Below are 20863 nucleotides of genomic sequence, written 5' to 3'. Positions count from 1 at the left end.
TGAATTTTGGCTATAAAATTCTACGAACCCCTGCAAAACAATTATTCCAATATCGTTCGTCAAGACTAGATATGGTTACTCCTTTTGAGGTAGATGCATGAATAAATTCAATTTTTTTGCCTGCATTGACTACTAAACCAACGTGATTGATTACGTTTTTCCTTTTATTAGTTTTAAAAAAAATGAGATCTCCAACTGCAATATTTTTTAAAGAAACTTTAGTTCCCTGAGTAGACATTGCTCTGGATGTTCTGGGAAGCACAACTTCACCTTTTTTGAATGATGTGTAAACTAATCCAGAACAATCCATTCCTTTTTTAGTAGTACCACCATATTTATATTTTGTGCCTTCAAAAGTTTTTGCGTAACCAATAATACTCTTGATTTTTTTGTTTTTAGGGGAAACAACAGTACGTGTTTTAGTAGTTTTTTTTGTTTTTCGAGAAGAAACAGCACTACTTTTTTTAGCACCTCCACAAGAAGTGAATATAATACAGAGTACAAGCAAAAAGTAGTGTAATTTATTCATCCTGTGGTGTGTTGTTTTATAGTTTCTACAATGAGGTTTGCAGTTTTATCACTTGCTCCTTTTCCTCCAAGCTTTTTTTCTAAATCATAATATTCCAAGAACATTACTGCTCTTTTATAGTCATCCAAGATGGTTGTAAGTTCTTGCTTAAGTCTTGTTGTATTAAAATCCCCTTGTATAAGCTCGGTAACTACAGGCTTATCCATAATTAAATTCACCAAAGAAATATAATCAAGATTGATAACTCTTTTGGCAATCTGATATGAAATAGCACTTCCTTTATAACAGACAACTTCTGGTACTTTAAAAAGAGCTGTTTCCAGTGTGGCTGTACCAGAAGTAACTAAAGCAGCATTACTTAAACTCAATAAATCATAGGTCTGATTAATTACTAAATGTACTCCATCTTTCTTTATAAATGGAGCATAAAACTCAGCATCCTGACTAGGTGCTCCAGCGATGATAAACTGATGATCAGGAAAATCATCAACGATACTAAGCATAACTTCTAGCATCTTCTTAATTTCTTGTTTTCTACTTCCAGGAAGAATTGCAATAATAGGCCTGTCATCCAAACCATGTTTGTTCTTAAAATCATCAGGCATAATCTGTTGATGATTTGCAATAGCGTCTATTAAAGGATGGCCCACAAAATTAACAGGAAATTGATGTTTTTTTTCATAATATGGCTTCTCAAAGGGCAGAATGACATACATTGCATCAATGCACTTTTTGATACTCTTGATTCTACCTTCTTTCCATGCCCATATTTGAGGAGAAATATAATAGTGGGTTCGAAATCCTTTTTCTTTCGCCCATTTAGCAATACGTAGATTAAATCCAGGATAATCAATAAAGATTAATACATCTGGTTTGTAATCCACAATGTCTTGCTTACAAAGTTTTATGTTTTTAAGAATGGTAAAAAGATTAAGAATAACTTCTATAAACCCCATAAATGCCAATTCTCTATAGTGTTTTACTATAGATCCACCAACATCATGCATTAAATCTCCTCCCCAGAATCTAAATTCTGCATCGGGATCTTCTTTAAGAATAGATTTCATAAGATTAGCACCGTGTAAATCACCAGATGCCTCTCCTGCTATAAGATAATATTTCATCTTTTTATACTTTCAGATACTAACTAAACTTACTTATTGCAATGCAAACTGCAGCTATAATTGTTGCAAGAAGTACGCCACGAGCTCTATAGGGTTTATTTTGTTTTAAAAATAAAAAGAAAATTATTAGATTAAGAATCGCCCCTAAAGCAATTAAACTTCCTAAAAAGTTATTTTCCTGAGCAGCCTGTAATGTTTCTTTAATACTAAGTTCAGAAAATAATAAAATATATAATACTATACCAATGATATTGGCAATAATACCTATAAAAAAACCAATGAGAATTTCTTTTTTAATCATGTAGTGACCAATTGTTTAGTTCTTGTATAAAATGATGTGCTGTGAGATCGAATTGTGTCGGAACAATAGATACATACCCTTGTTGTAATGCCCATTCATCGGTATCTTCACCTTTATCTTCATTAATAAATTTCCCTGAAAGCCAATAGTAATCTCTTCCCATTGGGTTAGTTCGTTTATCAAATTCTTCTACCCAATGTGCGTTAGCTTGTCTACAAATTTTAATTCCCTTTATAGCATCCTCATCTAGCTTAGGAATATTGACATTAAGGACTACTCCTTTTGGTAATCCATGTTCAAGCACGTTTTTTACAATTGTTTTTATATATTTTTTAGAAGGCTCAAAGTTAGCTTTCATACTGTAATCTAGTAAAGAAAAACCTATTGCCGGAATTCCTTCAATACCTGCTTCTACTGCAGCACTCATAGTACCAGAATAAATTACGTTAATAGCAGAATTGGAACCGTGATTAATTCCACTCACACATAGATCGGGTTTTCTGTCAAGAATTTGTCTAGTTGCCATTTTGACACAATCAACAGGAGTTCCAGAACAACTGTATTCTTTTTGAGGAGCACTTTTGTCAATAACAATAGGATCACAATACAAGGTGCTGTTGATGGTTATTGCATGGCCCATAGCGCTTTGAGGTCTATCGGGAGCTACAACACATACATCTCCGATTTCATTCATGATACTAATCAAAGCCCTAATTCCAGGAGCAGTAATCCCATCATCGTTGGTAACTAAAATCAATGGTTTTTTTTGCAACATAGGATTCTTTTTTTCGTTCGTAAAAGTACATTTTTTTTATTCTAAATATATTATTAGTAATCAGGAGATAACATTATTAGTTCTTTTAAGAAAAATTTAGTAATATTACCTGATATTGGCACGATTTTTAATGTATTTTGCCAAGAACCCCCTAAATTAAAAATGAGCGTATGAAAAAGAGTTTTTTGGTATTGATGCTTACCGTAATCGTTTCTGCTGCTTCTTGCAGCTTCACAACAAAAACTGAAAATGATCCTGATAAAGATCGAATCTTGATAGATTTGATTAGTTATGTGTTAAGTAAGGGTCATTATGATGCAAAGAATATAGACGATGATTTTTCGAAAAATGTTTTTGTTGATTATATCGATGCTTTAGATCCATTAAAGCGATATTTTTATGAAAGTGATATTAAGGAGTTCAAAAAATTTGAAACACTAATAGACGATCAAATAAGAGATAAAGAGATTGATTTCTTTAATCTTACTTATGAGCGATTACAACAAAGAATGAACGATGCTAGATCTTTATACAAAGATATATTGGAGCGTCCGTTTAACTTTGAAAAAGAAGAAACTATTAATACAGATTACGAAACACTATCTTACGCTAGTAATGAAAAGGAAATGAAAAATCGTTGGAGACTGCAGCTTAAATTTAATGCACTATCCAGCTATTATGATAAGGTTGATGAGCAAATAGACTCTATAACCGTAAATAAAAAATACGAAAGAAAGTCTGCAGTATTATTAGAAGAAGAATCTCGTGAGATTACTAAAACTTCATTAAAAGAATATTTCGAATTTGCGGATGATTTAGAAAGAAAAGATTGGTTTTCTATCTATATCAATTCTATAGTTGAAGAATTCGACCCTCATACGTACTATTTCGCACCTCAGGATAAAGATCGTTTTGATATTGCTATGTCTGGTAAATTAGAAGGTATCGGTGCTCGATTACAGAAGAAAAATGATAATGTAAAAATTATAGAGATTATATCTGGTGGTCCTGCTTGGAGAGGAAATATGGTTGAAGTTGGGGATTTTATTATGAAGGTAAAACAGGAAGATGAAGTAGAGCCTGTTAGCATTGTGGGAATGAGATTGGACGATGCTGTGAGTCTTATTAAAGGACCAAAAGGAACTAAAGTTACGCTAACGGTAAAAAAAGTAGACGGAACTATTGAAAATGTAGAAATAGTAAGAGATGTTGTTGAATTAGAAGAAACATATGCTAAATCTTCATTAGTGAAAAAGAACAACAAGAGTTATGGAGTTATAAACTTACCTAAGTTCTATTTCAATATGCAAGACTATAATCAACGTAATGCTGCTAAGGATGTAAAACAAGAGATTATTCGTCTTAAAGAACAGGATATGGAAGGTCTGGTAATAGATCTTAGAGATAATGGAGGAGGATCATTGCAAACCGTAGTGGATATTGCGGGATTGTTTATTGATAAAGGACCTATTGTTCAAGTAAGAACAAAAGGAGAATCTCCAGAAGTTTTAAGTGATAAAGATAGAAACGTACTTTGGGATGGACCATTGGTGATATTAGTAAATGAACTTTCTGCATCTGCATCAGAGATTTTGGCAGCCGCAATGCAAGATTATAAAAGAGCAATTATTATTGGTAGTAAGCAAACCTACGGAAAAGGAACAGTGCAAAATGTAATGGATCTTAATCGATGGATGCGTAGCAATGATTTTGGAGATTTAGGAGCATTAAAATTGACGACTCAAAAGTTTTATAGAGTAAATGGAGGTTCTACCCAATTAGAAGGAGTTAAAAGTGATGTAGTAGTTCCAGATCGCTATAGCTATATTGACATTGGTGAAAAAGATCAGGAGAATCCACTTCCTTGGGATAAAATCCCTGCAGCCGATTATACTTTATGGGATGGTTATATTGATTTTGATCAAACCATTAATAAAAGTAAAGCTCGTATGGCGACAAACGAACAATTAAAATTGATTGATGAAAATGCTAAATGGGTTAGAGAAAAAAGAGATATCGATGTATACTCTTTAAACTATAAGAAATATAAAGCAAATATTGAGTTGAATGAGGAACAAGCTAAACGTTTTGAAAAATTAAATGACTACAAAACTAATTTGACTTTCGAATCATTACCATACGAAAAGGATTTAATGACGCAAGATTCTGTTCTTAAAGAAAAGAGAAACAGATGGCATAAAAGTTTAAGTAAAGATGTATATGTTGAAGAAGCTTTAAGTGTTCTAGAAGATATGAAGATAAACAATATACGTAGATCTAAAAATCCACTTACACTCAAGAATTAACATGCTTTAATGCAAGAAACTAAGTCAAACTCATTAACAAAGTTAGCGCTCCAAAGATTTAAGAAAAATTTTTGGGGCGTTTTGAGTTTTTGGTTTATTGTTTTTTGTGCAATAATCGCAATTTTAGCATATGTGTTGGCGCCCGATAATTCTAAGAATGCCAATCAGATGCATTTATCAATACATTCTAAAGGACCAGGCTTTTCTGTAAAAATGTTAACTATTCCTTCAGGTTCTGTATCTGATCAATCGTTTTTTAATAAGATATTTTTCGGAACTAAAAATATGGATACCGAGATTCCGATAGAGCGCTATAGCTTTCTTGATTCTATACTAAGAGTAATTCCTTTTAATGAAGGAGAACTTATGGAAGTTTCAAAAGATATTGCACTAAGCAATTTTCCAAAAGGTATCATACAACAAGAAATAGAAGATAGGTATATTAAGAATCATACCTTTATTTTAGGAACAGACAAATATGGTAGAGACCTGTTAAGTAGAATGCTTGTAGGCATTCGCATTTCGTTTTCAATTGGATTTGTAGCAGTATTGATATCATTGCTTCTAGGGATATCTTTAGGAGCTATAGCTGGTTATTTTGGAGGAAAGGTTGATGTAGTCATTATGTGGTTGATTAATGTCACTTGGTCAATACCTACCTTATTACTGGTTATTGCTATTACATTAGCCTTAGGAAAGGGTTTCTGGCAGGTTTTTATAGCAGTTGGACTAACGATGTGGGTAGAAGTGGCTAGGATTGTAAGAGGGCAGGTTCTAAGCATAAAACAAATGCAATATGTGACAGCCGCAAAAGCATTGGGATATGATCATTTTAGAATAATAACAAAACATATCCTTCCTAATAGTTTAGCTCCAGTAATAGTGATTTCTGCAGCTAATTTTGCAGCTGCTATTCTTATTGAAAGTGGACTTAGTTTTTTGGGAATCGGAGCTCAACCACCAATGGCCAGTTGGGGAGCAATGATTAAAGATCATTATTCGTATATCATTTTGGGAAAAGCTTATCTGGCAATAATACCAGGTATTGGAATCATGAGCTTGGTAATGGCATTTATGCTTATGGGTAATGCACTAAGAGACGCATTAGATGTAAAGGGTTAAAAAGTAACTACTGTACGCCATAAAAACTCACTTTTTTATTAGAGTTTATAACATTTTCAATTTATTTAAAATAGATATAAAAAAACATTCCCCGAAAATTATAAGTTTTCAGGGAAATATCTGAGTGTGTGAAGAAAAAGAGTAATAATACGTCTTTCATAAATTAACTTTTCAGACTAGCTAAAAAGTTATGCGGTTGTGTTCTTAAACACCTATAGGTTTTTCTTCTTCATAAGTATGTTCATTTTGATTTTCTATTAGCATACTAGTAAAGTGAAAAAACTCATCATAGCTATATTTTTTAGGATATATAGAGTTGTTCATTAATGAAGCAGGAGTATAAAACAGATTGTTTTTTTCTGCCCATTCGGATTGAGTCCTAAGTACTTCAATATGTTTCTCATTATTTTTAGGAGCTCCAAACTTCTTAATCCAAGTGCTATATGTTCTGTCGTTAAACCATTCGCTATACGCTTTGATAAAGCTATCAGCTCCATCGGTATGGTATATTTCCATTAAACGTAAACTAATCTGAGTCGCTTGATTATCAAGGTCATCTAGTGCTACTTTTAACCGAATGATTACCTGAAGCTGTTCACTCATTGATCTTAGAACTCTTGCATAAGCTTCAAAAGCACCTTTACAATACCCACACATTGGGTTAGTAAGGCTAATAATCTTAAAATTAGCGTTTGGATTCCCTAGAACAATTTCATTGGTAATACTGGAATTATCTTCTATCTTTTCTGAGATGCTCAATAAATGATCAAATATTTGTCTGTCTCTTTTAAAATGGTTGAGTTTTATATTATCACTTTTATAATCCTTATTTTCTACCATATGCTCTTTAACATACATATAAGCCAATGTAAATAATGTAGCAATCAATACAAATGCTGCAATCAACGACAATGAAAAGCTAAAAGAAAGGCTTAGTACTGCAACAACAATCATACTAATAGATATAGCACTAATTGCCATACAAATGGCACACCATTTTTTAATTACAAATGCCTGAGAATATATGGAGTATATTATAAACGGAATACCAATAAGAGTAGGTAGTAAGAAGGTGTTATTAAAGCCATAAAATAATTGATACACAGTAAGAACACCAAAAAATACCATACTAGCATCTGCTAATGAAAAATTCTTAAATAATTTACCAGTGTTGTTATTAATAACATCGCCACAATTAGAACTTCCTACAGAGGTGCAAAATTGATGCATGGTATTAGATTGTATACCTAAGCTTTCTCTTACTGCAAAAAAACTGAATACAATTCCTGAAATGGATAATAACAAAAACAAAATCTGATTAATATCTACAGTTCTATTTAAGAAAAGTACTATGGCACTTATTAATAATCCACCAAATAAAAGGTTTTGTAATAAGGATTGTTTAGAGAAAATATTGTTTCCACTAGTATTGTGTTCGACCGCTATTACTTTAGGTGACCATATTTTTTTAAACTCTTCATGTGAGTAATTCTTATTTTCAAGATCAGTATGCTTAAGTTGAATGCGTCCGTCCTTATTGATAACAGAAACGATCTCCTCTGTATTGTCCTTTTTTACTAATGATACAAAGCTTTTAGGAAGTTGATCAAGTGCTTCAATAGGAACCTCTACTGCAATATTATCAATATTAAAATAATCAAGAGTATCAGTGATGGACTGAAAACTTGGATAATTAGGATGTATCTGTAGTTGTAGTTCTAAATCTTTTTTGTCGTAGTCGTTAATCCTGTTTTGGATTAGCACTGTTTCTACGATTTTTTCAATATTATTTTCCATATTCCCTTTAAGATGATGTTTATTTTGTGTGCTTAATCTTCGGATAAAGATAGTATAAGTAATTGCCCCATATATACTTATGCTATATTTTTTCTCGGTACATTGAGAAATTAAAGATTTTCTTTCAAAAGAATAAGCCTCCTAAATTAGATATTTTAGGCATACTATCGACGAGGAAATTACATAAAATAGAAATGGAATAACCGTAGTTTTTAGGTTTCTTTTTGTTTTAAAATATTGACAATTAGTTGTTTAAATTCACAAAAACTTGTTGAAAATATAGCTCCTTATTTATGTTAAAGTTTGTTTTTTATATGATTTTATGTGTCTCTGGTAAACGAGCAATATCATATATGAGATATTGTGATTTCATATAACATGTAATGTAAGAGTATAGTTTGATTTTGATACTTTTGTAGCTTGTTATGTGTCAATCATTAAAATCAAAGATTTGAAAAGAAAGTATATATATCCATTGTTAGTACTCGTTGTTACAATAGGGTTTTATTATATCGAAGAACAAATAGATACAAGCGGTTCTAAAAACATATCTAATGATGTAGATAATAATGAGTTTGGTTTTTTCTACCTTCCATCGTCAACAACTGGAGTTGTGGTTTCTCATCGCAATTACTCTTTTTCTTATTCAGAGAAGCATGAACAACCAGAATGGGTGGCCTATGAACTGAAAAAAGAACATTTATCCAAAAATGAATTTAAAAGACCTTATTTTGAGATTGATAAAAAGGTGAAATCCTCATCAGCTGATTGGAGAAATTATAAAAATTCGGGATATGACAAAGGACATTTATGTCCTGCTGGAGATAGAAAATTTAGTTATGATGCTTTTGAAGAAACCTTTCTTACTTCTAATATTTCTCCTCAGAATCATGAATTTAATGCAGGGATTTGGAATCGACTAGAGCAAAAAACAAGATATTGGGCAAGTAGATATAATGGTGTATATGTTGTTACTGGAGGAGTTTTGACAAAAGACCTTAAGACAATAGGATATGAAGCAGTTTCGGTACCGAATTATTTTTATAAAGTAATTCTTGATAATTCTTCTGAGAATCCTAAAATAATCGCATTTTTGATTCCTAATAAAGATACAGATAAGCCATTAGAAGATTTTATCGTTACTACTGATAGTATTGAAAAATTAACAGGAATCGATTTTTTTTCAAAATTGAAGGATGATACAGAAAACCGATTAGAAGGATCTTCTAATAAAAATGGGTGGAAATTGTAAATTTTATAACTGGATTAATCTGTCATATGTTTATAAATCCCATAAAAATTAAGCTTACCATTCATTGACTCTATTAGAATCAAGCTTGATAAAAATAAACAGTAAAAGGGTAAATCCCCATAATCCCGATCCTCCATAACTAAAAAACGGAAGAGGGATTCCAACTGTAGGGAGTAATCCAGTAACCATTCCAACATTTACAGCAAAATGTACAAACAAGATACCTACCACACTATATCCATAAACTCTGCTAAATTGTGATTTCTGCCGCTCTGCTAGATATAGTAACCTGATAAGTAATCCAATAAATAATATTACAATTGTTGTAGCACCAAGAAAACCCCATTCTTCTCCAACAGTACTAAAAATATAATCAGTATGTTGTTCTGGCACAAAACCGCCTTTAGTTTGTGTACCTTCCTTCCATCCTTTTCCAGTCCAACCACCACTTCCAATAGCAATTTGACTTTGATTTGTATTGTATCCAATCCCTTTAGAATCTACTTCCTTACCTAAAACAATATTAAAACGATCTCGATGTCTTTGCTCAAAAACGTTATTAAAAATATAGTTTACAGAAAAACAAAATCCTGTAATCACAATAATTGATAATAAATATCTTGAGTATCTAGGCTTTTGCTTTCTGTTTTTGATCAGAATCAGTAGCATAATTGATGCGATGCCTATTACGACCCATAAGGGTGAAAATAATAAGGTTAGTATAAATAATGCTGCTGCAGAAGCTCCTATAATTAAGTAGGTAGCGGCTAAACCTTCTCGATACAATGGAAAGAAAAAAGCAGCATACACCAATGCACTTCCTGGATCTGGTTGAGGTACAATAAATAATGCAGGAACTGCAATGATTAAAAATGCTCTTAATTGGTGATTGATTAGATTTATATTGGTTTGCATATCGCTTAAGAACTTTGCAAGAGCCAATGCGGTAGCAGCTTTTGCGAATTCTGATGGTTGTAGTCCAACAGGCCCAAAAGCGTACCAAGAAGTAGCACCATTAACGTTTTTTCCAAATAGGAAGAGTCCCAATAGTGATACCAAGGATATGATAAAAATTAAGCCAGCAAACCTTTCGTAAAATTTGGTTTCAATTGCTTGAGTAATGATAATGATAATAACACTTAAAGCAATCCAGTATAATTGTTTTATATAAGGCAAAGAAAAATTGGTGATAGAAAAAACTTCATCTCCGTAAGATGCGGAATAGATGTTGCCCCATCCAAAACCAACTAATAATAAAAACAAAAGTACGGTTAGCCAATCTATTGCAACAACTGTAGATTTAGCCATTATTGATTAATTTTAAAAGGTTCTCCACTATATGGTTTAGCATATTCTTCTTCTAGACTATGAGTCAAAACCCAATCTTCAAGGTCTGTCCTGGAAATGGATCCCTTAATATATTGCTCAATCATTAAACTTGCAATTTTACCAGCATATCTAGATCCCCAATATCCATTTTCTACAAAAACGGCTAAAGCAATTTTGGGATTATCTTTTGGTGCAAATGCAACAAAAACAGAATGATCGGTTAATTGCATGCGTTGCCCATCAACTATAGTATAATTTTCTGCAGTACCAGTTTTACCACAAATCTCTATGTCTTTTACTTGCAAAGATGAAGCAGTTCCTTGCACATAAACCTGATGCATTCCTTCAATTATAGGTTCAAAATGTTCTTTGTTGATTGTGGTATATTTTGGTTTAGTGAAGTTTTCTATAGTAACTGGTTTCCCATCAATAGCTTTGACGATATGAGGAGTGTAAAAATACCCTCTATTAGCTATAGCAGCAGTCATATTAGCTAATTGTATTGGGGTAGCTAATATCGCTCCTTGACCAATAGCATTCGATATAGTTGCTGTTGCATACCATTTGTATTTAGGATATTCGTACTGTCTATTATAAAGCTTAGAGTTGGGGACCAGTCCTTTACTACCACTTGATAAATCATTTCCTAAATAGTTTCCTAACCCAAAACTTTCTACATGTCTTTTCCAGTTGTCTATACCTTCCTGAGGAGTGTCGTATTTGTTGATGCTTCTTAAATATACATTTGCAAAGTATGCATTACAAGATTGCGCAATCCCAGATACCATGCTTAATGGACTTCTATGTGCGTGACAACCTAGTTTCGCTTTTTTTCCATATCTAAAACCATGATTACAAAAGAAGCTTTCTTGAGTATTTACAATCCCTTCTTGTAATCCAATTAATGCTGTTATTGCTTTGAATGGAGATCCAGGAGGATACTCACCTTTAACACCTCGATCAAATAATGGCCTCGAAATAGAATCATAGTGTAATCTTGTATAATTTGGAGAACGTTTTCGTCCTACCAATAATTCTGGTTTATAACTTGGAGCTGTTATTAAAGTAAGAATTTCGCCTGTAGAAGGATCTAAAGCTACAATACCACCTCGTTTATTTTCCATTAACTTTTGTCCATATGACTGTAATTCTTCATCAATAGTAATGGTCAGGTCTCTTCCGTTAACAGGAAGCGTGTCATATTTGCCATTCTTATAAGGACCAATGTCTCGGTTAAATCTATCTTTCTGTATTCTTTTAATTCCTTTTACTCCTCTTAATTCTTTTTCATATTGTTTCTCAACACCTTGCATTCCTATAAGATCTCCAGAAAGATAATATGGGTCTTTTTTAATCAATCCATCATTTACTTCGGCTATATACCCAAGTACATTAGATGCATTTACGGTATGATAATCTCTTAGAGAACGTTTCTGAATATAAAACCCATCAAACTTTCGCATTTTTTCTTGCAAATAGGCATACTCATCTTTGGTGAGTTGAGGAATAATTACAGAAGGAACACGAGGAGAATATACTCTGGCTTTGTTTAATTGTTTTACGAGCTTTTCTTTGGTAATCTTAAGTATAGAGCAAAATTCTAATGTATCAAAAGGCTTTAGTTCTCTTGGTATTACCATTACGTCATAAGACGGTTGGTTAGTTACTAGTAATTTGCCATTTCTATCATAAATTGCTCCACGTTGCGGGTAATCATATAACACTTTTATTGCGTTATCTTCTGATAAAGCAGCAAAGGAAGTGTTGTAAATCTGTAAATAAAATAGCCTGGAAACAAATACGACTCCAGTACTAATAATAATAAGATAAAGTAACAATTTTCTCATGAATCTTTTCTTCTAAACAATACCAATACTAGCATAATTACTATGATTGAGAATAGACTAGAAAATAACGTTTTTTTTGCAATTAATAGTGTATGTGAGAAGTTAAATATTTCTAGTGAGAAAAGTATGGTGTGATGTAAGAATACCATTAAGGTTACATAGGCTAATCGTTCACCTAGTCCTACCTTACTTAGCTTGACAGTTTGAAACTCGTAACTCAAACCAAAAACCGATCTTAGTACTACAGGTCTCAAATACGCAATAATAATAGAAGCAGCTGCATGAACTCCACCAGAATCACCAAACATGTCAATGGTTAACCCTAAAATAAAGCTTAAAAAAAGAAAAAGACTTTTGTTGATATTAATAGGAGCTAATAAAATAAAAATGATGTAGATATACGGATTAAGATATCCTAGGAAATTAATATGATTGAGAATAAATACCTGAACCAAAACAAGAACAATAAACCTACCTATATATAAGAGTACATTGTTATTCATTAATTGTTGGGTTTTCTAAGGATTTAATTTCTGGAGCATCATTACTTTTAATAGAATACACAAAACCTATATTCGTCATATCATTGAATAATTGTACATCAATAAGATAATAGCTCTGATTTTGATCTAATTTATAATTTAGTATCGTGCCAATTCCTATTCCTCTCGGAAATATAGTAGAACGACCATTGGTAATAATAGTATCACCTTTTTTTAGAATAGCTTGTCTAGGAATGGTTTCTAGCTGTACTATATTAGGGTTTTTACCATTCCAAACTAATGATCCATATTGATTTGATTTTTTTAACCCTGCATTAATTCGAGAGTTGCTATTTAATATAGAAATAACCCTGCTGTAGTTGTTAGAAGTGTTTTCTACAATACCAACGATTCCTTTATCTGTAATGACACCCATATCTGGTTGTATTCCATCTTTTTCACCTTTATTGATTAAAATGTAGTTATCCATTTTACTGTAATCGTTTTTAAAAACAATTCCCTTAATAAAGGTAAAAGGTTTATTAAAAGATGTTGTGTCAACGTATTTATTGACAATAGTGTCATTAGATAGCCAACTTATCTGATTGCGAAGATGTTCGTTTTCTTCGAGAAGACGGTCATTTTCTTTCTTAAGGCCAAAATAATCACTTATAGAATGTCTCCATCCATAGATTCCGCCTGTAAGAAAGTTGGTAGAGCTAATAAATTTACTCTTATGGTAACTATGGGATTGTATAGTTAGTAATAAGGACAATAATAACAGAAGCAGAAATAATAGGAAGTTTTTATTCCGTATTAAAAAATTAATAATCTGCTGCATGCTTTATGGGGGTACTAAATTCTAAAAATAATTTTATAGTTTTTTAATAAGATGCTTTTTAGCATAATTAAAAACAATCAAAGCAGCATAACGTAAAAAATAGATTTTAGGTATATCCTACTAAGTATAATTTTCTGAAAAACTATTATTTGATCAATACGCTTTTGTATCGATTAATATTTTTCAGTGTAATTCCAGTTCCTCGTACTACTGCTCTAAGTGGATCTTCAGCAATATACACTGGTAAATCCGTTTTTTGAGACAATCTTTTATCAAGCCCTCTTAACATAGATCCTCCTCCAGCAAGATAGATTCCTGTATTGTAAATGTCTGCAGCAAGCTCTGGAGGAGTTTGCGATAATGTTTCCATAACCGCATCCTCAATTCTAAGAATAGATTTGTCTAATGCTTTTGCAATTTCACGAAATGAAATCTGAACTTGCTTTGGTTTTCCCGTCAGAAGATCACGACCTTGAACATTCATTTCTTCCGGAGGTAATTCTAAATCTTCTGTAGCTGCTCCAATTTGTATTTTTATTTTCTCCGCGGTACGCTCTCCAACATATAAATTGTGTTGAGTTCGCATATAATATATGATGTCATTTGTGAATACATCACCTGCAATTTTTACAGACTTATCACAGACAATTCCTCCTAAAGCAATAACAGCAATTTCGGTAGTACCTCCACCGATATCTACAATCATATTTCCTTTAGGTTGCATGATATCAACTCCAATACCAATAGCTGCAGCCATAGGTTCGTGAATAAGATATACTTCTTTTCCATTTACACGTTCAGCACTTTCTTTTACAGCACGCATTTCAACTTCAGTAATTCCCGATGGGATACAGATAACCATACGTAGGGCAGGAGTGAAAATCTTTTTCTTTAGCGCTGGTATATCTTTGATAAACATGCTTATCATCTTTTCACTTGCATCAAAATCCGCAATTACCCCATCCTTAAGAGGTCTGATGGTCTTTATGTTTTCGTGTGTTTTTCCTTGCATCATTGCAGCTTCTTTACCTGCTGCAATTATTTTTCCAGACATAATATCTCTGGCGACTATAGATGGGCTATCTACGACCACCTTGTCATTATGAATAACTAAGGTATTTGCGGTACCTAAATCTATAGCAATTTCTTCAGTAAAGAAGTCGAAAAATCCCATATAAAACGATAAAAAGGGTTAGAATTGAGTAAATGTACTAAAATTAATGCTTAAAATGACGAGTTCCTGTCATTACCATTGCAATTCCGTTTGCATCACAGTAATCTATACTTAATTGATCTTTTATAGAACCTCCTGGTTGAATGACAGCTTTGATTCCTGCATTATCCGCAAGCTCTACACAATCAGGAAACGGAAAGAAAGCATCACTTGCCATTACAGCACCATTAAGGTCAAAATTAAATGACTTTGCTTTTTCTACTGATTGTCTCAATGCATCTACTCTGGATGTTTGTCCAGTTCCACTCGCTAGCAGTTGTTTTTCTTTAGTAAAAACAATGGTGTTAGATTTTGTGTGTTTACATATTTTAGAAGCAAATAAAAGATCTTCAACTTGAGCTGTAGTAGGAGCAACCTTTGTTACTGTTGTAAGATCAGATGAAGCATCTGTTTTTAAGTCTTTGTCCTGCACTAAAGCACCATTAAGACAAGAACGAACTTGAGTTTGTGGTAACGTAATATCTTTTTGAATCAAAATGATCCTATTTTTCTTCCCTTTTAATATTTCCAGAGCTTCATTATTATAAGATGGAGCAATTACTACTTCACAGAATAGTTTGTGAATTTCTTCTGCGGTAGCAACATCAATTTCAGAATTACTAACTAATACACCACCAAACGCAGAAACAGGATCACCTGCCAATGCATCAATATATGATTGATGTACAGTAGAGCGTTGTGCTAAACCACAAGCATTATTATGTTTAAGGATTGCAAAGGTAGGAGCTTCTCCTTTAAATTCATTCATTAGGTTTACCGCAGCATCAACATCCAGTAGGTTGTTATATGATAACTCTTTACCGTGTAATTTATCAAACATTGCATCAAAATCTCCAAAGAAAAATCCTTTTTGGTGTGGATTTTCTCCATAACGCAATACTTTTCCTTTAGTTTCACTAATTTTTAGTGAGGCAATTTCATGATCACTATTGAAGTAGTTAAAAATAGCACTATCATAATGAGAAGAAACGTTGAAAGCTTTTGCAGCGAAGCGTTTGCGATCTTCCTGAGAGATACTTCCGTTTCCTTCAGAAATAACGTTTAAAAACTCTGCATAATCATCTACCGAGGCAACACAGGTAACATCTGCAAAATTCTTAGCGGCAGCTCTGATTAAAGAAATTCCACCAATATCTATTTTTTCAATAATATCTTGTTCTGAAGCTCCAGAGGCAACTGTTTTTTCAAATGGATATAAATCTACAATTACAATATCTATTTGTGGGATTTCGTATTGTTCTAATTCTGCAACATCACTATCATTATTCTGACGATTCAATATTCCTCCAAACACTTTTGGATGTAAGGTTTTTACCCTTCCTCCCAAAATGGAAGGATACGAAGTAATATCTTCTACTGGAATCACTTGTACTCCTTGATCTTTAATGAATTTTTCAGTACCACCTGTAGAATAAATAGTAATACCTAGTTCGTCTAATTTTTTTACGATAGGTGCTAATCCTTCTTTACTGAAAACAGAAATTAATGCAGATTTAGCGGTTTTTATGTTGCTCATGACAATTTTTAGTTAGTAAAACGCAAAAGTAATAATTTAGTTATCAATTAGACAACCCATTATCTGTAATTGTTTTAGATATTTTGTAACAAAATTATAAGGAAAACGTCCTATCTTTATATTGTTCAAAAAATAGCATATGCTGATTTATCTTAGAGTACTAAAAGAAAGCTTTAATTTTGCGATTAATGCCCTTAAAAATAATAAGTTAAGAACGTTTCTTTCTTTGTTAGGAGTTACCATTGGTATTTTCTCGATTATTGGAGTATTGGCGGCTGTAGATTCTTTAGAAAAAGAAATAAAAGGAAGTATAAGTTCTTTAGATAATAGTACTATATATCTTACTCGTGTTTCTTTTGGACCATCTGAGGTTCCAGATTGGAAAAGAGAACAGTTTCCCGATGTAACCTTTGAAGAGTATCAACATGTTAAAAGAACAACACCAAATTTAAAAGCAGCTAGCTTTTTACTTAATGTAGGTCAGGAAACTATAAAGTATAGTGATCAAAGTGTAAGTAATGTAGATATAGTTCCTGTTACTAGTGATTATTACGAAATTGAAGAATTACAAGTAGTTAAAGGCAGGTTTTATAATGAGCAGGAATCAGTTGCTGGAGCTCCAGTTGTTGTAGTTGGAGATGAAATCGCTAACAGTCTATTTGGATCCAGTGACCCTATTGGTAAAAAAATACGTATTTACGGAAGGAAATTTACAGTAATTGGTGTCTTAAAAAAAGAAGGAAGTGGTCTTTTTGGAGGTTCTAAAGATACTGCAGCGATATTGCCAGTTAATATTGTGAGAAGGATTTATGGAGATAATAATAAGTTCACATTTCCTATGATTATTATTAAACCCGAAACAGGAAGTGATGTTCCTGAATTTGTGGCTTCTTTAACACAAAAAGTAAGATCTTACAGAGGTTTGAAACCTGATGATATTGATAATTTCTTTGTAAACCAATTACAAGGGTTTACAGATTTTATAGATAATATTACAGGAACCATGTCCAAAATTGGAGGGTTCATTGGAGGCTTTGCGCTATTAGTAGGAGGTTTTGGAATAGCAAATATTATGTTTGTAAGTGTAAAAGAACGTACAAACTTAATTGGTATTCAAAAAGCTTTGGGAGCTAAAAAGAAGTTTATTTTACTTCAGTTTTTATTTGAAGCGGTTATTCTGGCTATTTTCGGAGGGTTAATAGGATTGTTTTTTGTCTGGTTGATTTCTAAGGGAGCCTCGCAACTTACAGGAGATTTCGAATTTATATTATCTTCTTCCAATATGTTTTGGGGTATGTTTTGGTCTACATTGATAGGGTTAATTGCTGGTATTTTTCCTGCCTGGATGGCTGCCAGATTGGATCCTGTAGAAGCCATTAGAACTGGAATGTAGTACTAAAAAACTACTATTTTTTATACAAACCTAGATAATAGGTATATGTTCATAGCTAGTGCAATCAATATGATAACCAATACGGCAACGGGAATTACTTTCATCATTATATTTCTTTTTTTATTTTGGGACATTCCTTCTATAATCATACGGTAAAGATACTGTGAATGAGAGTATAACGAAATAGGTAGAAATACTTGTTTATAGTTTTGCAGGTAATCTTAAGTTATTTTAGAAAGAATTGTTTAAAGAACTTAGGATTCTAGAGATATTTTAGAGCATAAAAAAAGCCGAGATTTTAATCTCGGCTTTTTTTATGACAATAAGATTTTTTATTGTTTAATTATTCTTTTGGTGGCTGAACCAGTTTCAGAATAAACTGTCATTAGGTATAATCCAGAACGAATAGAAGAGATATCAATCGTATTGGTAATACTACTAGCATTCAGTTTTTGAGAAAGAATCAGTTTACCTTGTATATCAAAAATTTCAGCACGTTCTATTGCTAGATTAATTGCTCCAGAGATATTGATTGTATTGCTAGATGGAATTGGATAAACAGTAAGCCCATTTTCTAGGATTTCATCATTAATACTTAATACGTTATCATAACCAATACTAAACTGAGGAGCAGCTGTGTTTCCATTTCCTGACATATTAGTAGCTACATCTGCAGCTACATCTACAGTTATTGTTAGTGGTCCAGCTCCAGAAGGTGTAATGTCTACTGTATATGTAGTTCCTGTTCCTCCAGAGAAGTTTCCTGTACTACCATTAACGACAGTGATTTCTCCTTCAGTAAAACCTGATACACTTTCAGAAAAGGTAATGGTTACTGGAATTGGATTGGATCCAGTAGGTCCAGGACTTTCAGTTGAGGTTATAGCTACACTAGGTCTTGCTGTATCTTTAGTTTCTGTATCTGTGGCTGCAACACCAGTATTTCCATTAACATCCGTAAGTGTAACGCTAAGGGTTATAGTGCCATCAGCTAATCCACTTAGATCAATTCCTGTAATTTGATCAGTAGCTGTAGCGATAACTCCAGAACCAGTAACGGATCCTGCACCACCAGAAGTGGTAAAAGTATAGTTGTAGGTAGCTCCAACTTCAGCACCTGCAAAGGTATAACTTACTGCATCGTCATTACCAGCATTGATTGGACTTTGATCTATGGATACTGAGTATCCTGTTGGCGCTTCAGTATCTTTAGTTTCTGTATCGGTTGCTGCAACACCAGTATTTCCATTAACATCCGTAAGTGTAACGCTAAGGGTTATAGTACCATCAGCTAATCCACTTAGATCAATTCCTGTAATTTGATCAGTAGCTGTTGCAATAACTCCAGAACCAGTAACAGATCCTGCACCACCAGAAGTTGTAAAAGTATAGTTGTAGGTAGCTCCAACTTCAGCACCCGCAAAGGTATAACTTACTGCATCGTCATTACCAGCATTGATTGGGCTTTGATCTATGGATACTGAGTATCCTGTTGGTGCAATAGTTTCTTTAGTTTCTGTATCGGTTGCTGCGACACCAGTATTTCCATTAACATCTGTAAGTGTAACGCTAAGGGTTATAGTACCATCAGCTAATCCACTTAGATCAATTCCTGTAATTTGATCAGTTGCTGTAGCGATAACTCCAGAACCAGTAACGGATCCTGCCCCACCAGAAGTGGTAAAAGTATAGTTATAGGTAGCTCCAACTTCAGCACCTGCAAAGGTAAAGCTTACTGCATCGTCATTTCCAGCATTGATTGGGCTTTGATCTATGGATACTGAGTATCCTGTTGGTGCAATAGTTTCTTTAGTTTCTGTATCGGTTGCTGCAACACCAGTATTTCCAATAGTATCCGTAAGTGTAACGCTAAGGGTTATAGTACCATCAGCTAATCCACTTAGATCAATTCCTGTAATTTGATCAGTAGCTGTAGCGATAACTCCAGAACCAGTAACAGATCCTGCACCACCAGAAGTTGTAAAAGTATAGTTGTAGGTAGCTCCAACTTCAGCACCCGCAAAGGTATAACTTACTGCATCGTCATTTCCAGCATTGATTGGACTTTGATCTATGGATACAGAGTATCCTGTTGGTGCCATATTATCAACAGCAAAACTTTCTGGAGTCGGATCTGTAATGCCAGATAAAGCATTTCCAGCTGCATCTTGTATATTTTGACTAGCAATTAATCCAAGAATTACATTGCCATTAAAACTAGCCAAATCTCCACCCGATACTGTTAAATTCCAAATATTACTTCCTTGATCTGCAACATTAGTTACTGTTGCCGTAGAACCACCTCCTATAACAAAATCAGAGGTATCTACATTTACAACAGGCTCAGAGAATTCTATGGCAAAAACTAATACATCAGCGTTGGTAGTTGATGCTGTTGGATTTTGTCTATCTACAGATGTTATTTCTGGTTGAGTTGTGTCTGCAGCAGGGAATGTTACATTGATGTTATGAAAACCAAAATCATTTAAATCATCAGAATCCCCAGGAGTAATCTTAAAACTTGAAATATTAGTTGCATTGGACGTGTTAGTAATCGTAATTGCTCCAGAACCACTATAATTCGCAGATGCTGCTATAGTATTATCATCTTGATTTTCTACAGAAATGTTCCCTGCAGCTACTGTATCATAATCTAGACCGTTTAATGTAAAAGAAACAGGAGAACCATTTCTAGTAATAGAAACAACCCAAGGTGGTAAACTACCATCAACAGCTGTAAAAAATATTTGATCTCCTCCTCCTAAATCGAATAATTGCGCGTCATTAGAGGAAGCAGCAGTCAAGACATATGTGTCACCGCCGTCTACTATTGTTTCAGTGATGGTAGTCCCATTATCTGTTGCTGCATCTATAGTAAAGTTCAAAGTAGTTTGACTATATCCTGTAAAAAAAAGGAATAAACAAACTAAAAAAAATGAGTAATTTATTTTCATAATTAAAGAATTGCTATCAATATATTTGATAAGTTTTTGTTATTACAACCCTTATTCATAT

Annotated in this window: 16 protein-coding genes; 4 read left to right on the top strand and 12 right to left on the bottom strand. The window is 33.1% G+C overall.

Features of this window, described 5'->3' with window-relative positions; all coding sequences use genetic code 11:
• Positions 1-10: 10 nt before the first annotated feature.
• From QBK95_RS07615 to surE, 4 genes are read right to left on the bottom strand one after another with little or no spacing between them, the layout of a single operon-like run.
• Positions 11-529, bottom strand: a complete 519-nt coding sequence (locus tag QBK95_RS07615; RefSeq protein ID WP_280932215.1) for a C40 family peptidase — start codon at positions 527-529, stop codon at positions 11-13.
• Complete coding sequence (lpxB, locus tag QBK95_RS07610) at positions 526-1653, bottom strand: lipid-A-disaccharide synthase (RefSeq protein WP_280932213.1); 1128 nt, start codon at positions 1651-1653, stop codon at positions 526-528. The genes QBK95_RS07615 and lpxB overlap by 4 nt, the downstream gene beginning before the upstream one ends.
• A 19-nt stretch (positions 1654-1672) precedes the next feature.
• On the bottom strand, positions 1673-1954 hold the full coding sequence (locus QBK95_RS07605) for a hypothetical protein (RefSeq protein WP_280932211.1): 282 nt from the start codon (positions 1952-1954) through the stop codon (positions 1673-1675).
• Positions 1947-2729 (bottom strand): 5'/3'-nucleotidase SurE, encoded by a 783-nt coding sequence (gene surE / locus QBK95_RS07600; protein ID WP_280932209.1) that lies wholly within the window; start codon positions 2727-2729, stop codon positions 1947-1949. Before surE ends, QBK95_RS07605 begins: the two co-directional genes overlap by 8 nt.
• A 170-nt stretch (positions 2730-2899) precedes the next feature.
• On the opposite strand from surE, the gene QBK95_RS07595 reads away from it, so the two are divergent.
• Positions 2900-5035, top strand: coding sequence for a carboxy terminal-processing peptidase (locus tag QBK95_RS07595; RefSeq protein WP_280932207.1), 2136 nt, complete (start codon positions 2900-2902; stop codon positions 5033-5035).
• Positions 5036-5044: 9 nt separating this feature from the next.
• Positions 5045-6157, top strand: coding sequence for an ABC transporter permease (locus tag QBK95_RS07590; protein WP_280932206.1), 1113 nt, complete (start codon positions 5045-5047; stop codon positions 6155-6157).
• A 204-nt stretch (positions 6158-6361) separates the two neighbouring features.
• On the opposite strand, the gene QBK95_RS07585 is transcribed toward QBK95_RS07590, so the two are convergent.
• Positions 6362-7954, bottom strand: a complete 1593-nt coding sequence (locus QBK95_RS07585; RefSeq protein WP_280932203.1) for a vitamin K epoxide reductase family protein — start codon at positions 7952-7954, stop codon at positions 6362-6364.
• Between the two features lie 451 nt (positions 7955-8405).
• Between QBK95_RS07585 and QBK95_RS07580 the strand changes: the two genes are divergently transcribed.
• Positions 8406-9206, top strand: coding sequence for a DNA/RNA non-specific endonuclease (locus QBK95_RS07580; protein WP_280932201.1), 801 nt, complete (start codon positions 8406-8408; stop codon positions 9204-9206).
• Between the two features lie 54 nt (positions 9207-9260).
• On the opposite strand, the gene rodA is transcribed toward QBK95_RS07580, so the two are convergent.
• The 6 genes from rodA to purH all read right to left on the bottom strand — a co-directional run bounded on the left by rodA (position 9261) and on the right by purH (position 16455).
• Positions 9261-10514 carry a rod shape-determining protein RodA gene (gene rodA, locus QBK95_RS07575; protein WP_280932199.1) on the bottom strand — a complete coding sequence of 418 codons (1254 nt, stop codon included), beginning with the start codon at positions 10512-10514 and terminating at the stop codon, positions 9261-9263.
• Positions 10514-12382, bottom strand: a complete 1869-nt coding sequence (mrdA, locus tag QBK95_RS07570) for a penicillin-binding protein 2 (protein ID WP_280932197.1) — start codon at positions 12380-12382, stop codon at positions 10514-10516. Before mrdA ends, rodA begins: the two co-directional genes overlap by 1 nt.
• The gene (mreD, locus tag QBK95_RS07565; RefSeq protein WP_280932195.1) at positions 12379-12885 is read right to left on the bottom strand and encodes a rod shape-determining protein MreD; all 507 of its coding nucleotides are present in this window, start codon (positions 12883-12885) and stop codon (positions 12379-12381) included. The genes mrdA and mreD overlap by 4 nt, the downstream gene beginning before the upstream one ends.
• Positions 12878-13705 (bottom strand): rod shape-determining protein MreC, encoded by an 828-nt coding sequence (mreC, locus tag QBK95_RS07560; protein ID WP_280932193.1) that lies wholly within the window; start codon positions 13703-13705, stop codon positions 12878-12880. The genes mreD and mreC overlap by 8 nt, the downstream gene beginning before the upstream one ends.
• Before the next feature lie 145 nt (positions 13706-13850).
• On the bottom strand, positions 13851-14879 hold the full coding sequence (locus QBK95_RS07555; RefSeq protein ID WP_027393894.1) for a rod shape-determining protein: 1029 nt from the start codon (positions 14877-14879) through the stop codon (positions 13851-13853).
• A gap of 43 nt (positions 14880-14922) precedes the next feature.
• Positions 14923-16455: a bifunctional phosphoribosylaminoimidazolecarboxamide formyltransferase/IMP cyclohydrolase gene (gene purH / locus QBK95_RS07550; protein ID WP_280932188.1), complete on the bottom strand. Its 1533-nt coding sequence runs from the start codon at positions 16453-16455 to the stop codon at positions 14923-14925.
• Positions 16456-16594: 139 nt separating this feature from the next.
• On the opposite strand from purH, the gene QBK95_RS07545 reads away from it, so the two are divergent.
• A complete protein-coding gene (locus tag QBK95_RS07545; RefSeq protein WP_280932186.1) occupies positions 16595-17848 on the top strand; it encodes an ABC transporter permease in 1254 nt (417 codons plus the stop codon).
• 332 nt (positions 17849-18180) lie between these two features.
• On the opposite strand, the gene QBK95_RS07540 is transcribed toward QBK95_RS07545, so the two are convergent.
• Positions 18181-20733 carry a beta strand repeat-containing protein gene (locus QBK95_RS07540; RefSeq protein ID WP_280932184.1) on the bottom strand — a complete coding sequence of 851 codons (2553 nt, stop codon included), beginning with the start codon at positions 20731-20733 and terminating at the stop codon, positions 18181-18183.
• Positions 20734-20863 lie beyond the last annotated feature (130 nt).

Source organism: Aquimarina mycalae, assembly GCF_029906345.1.
GTDB lineage: Bacteria > Bacteroidota > Bacteroidia > Flavobacteriales > Flavobacteriaceae > Aquimarina.
The sequence above is the reverse complement of the archived record's forward strand: the minus strand, read 5'-3'. Positions and strand labels throughout refer to the sequence as shown.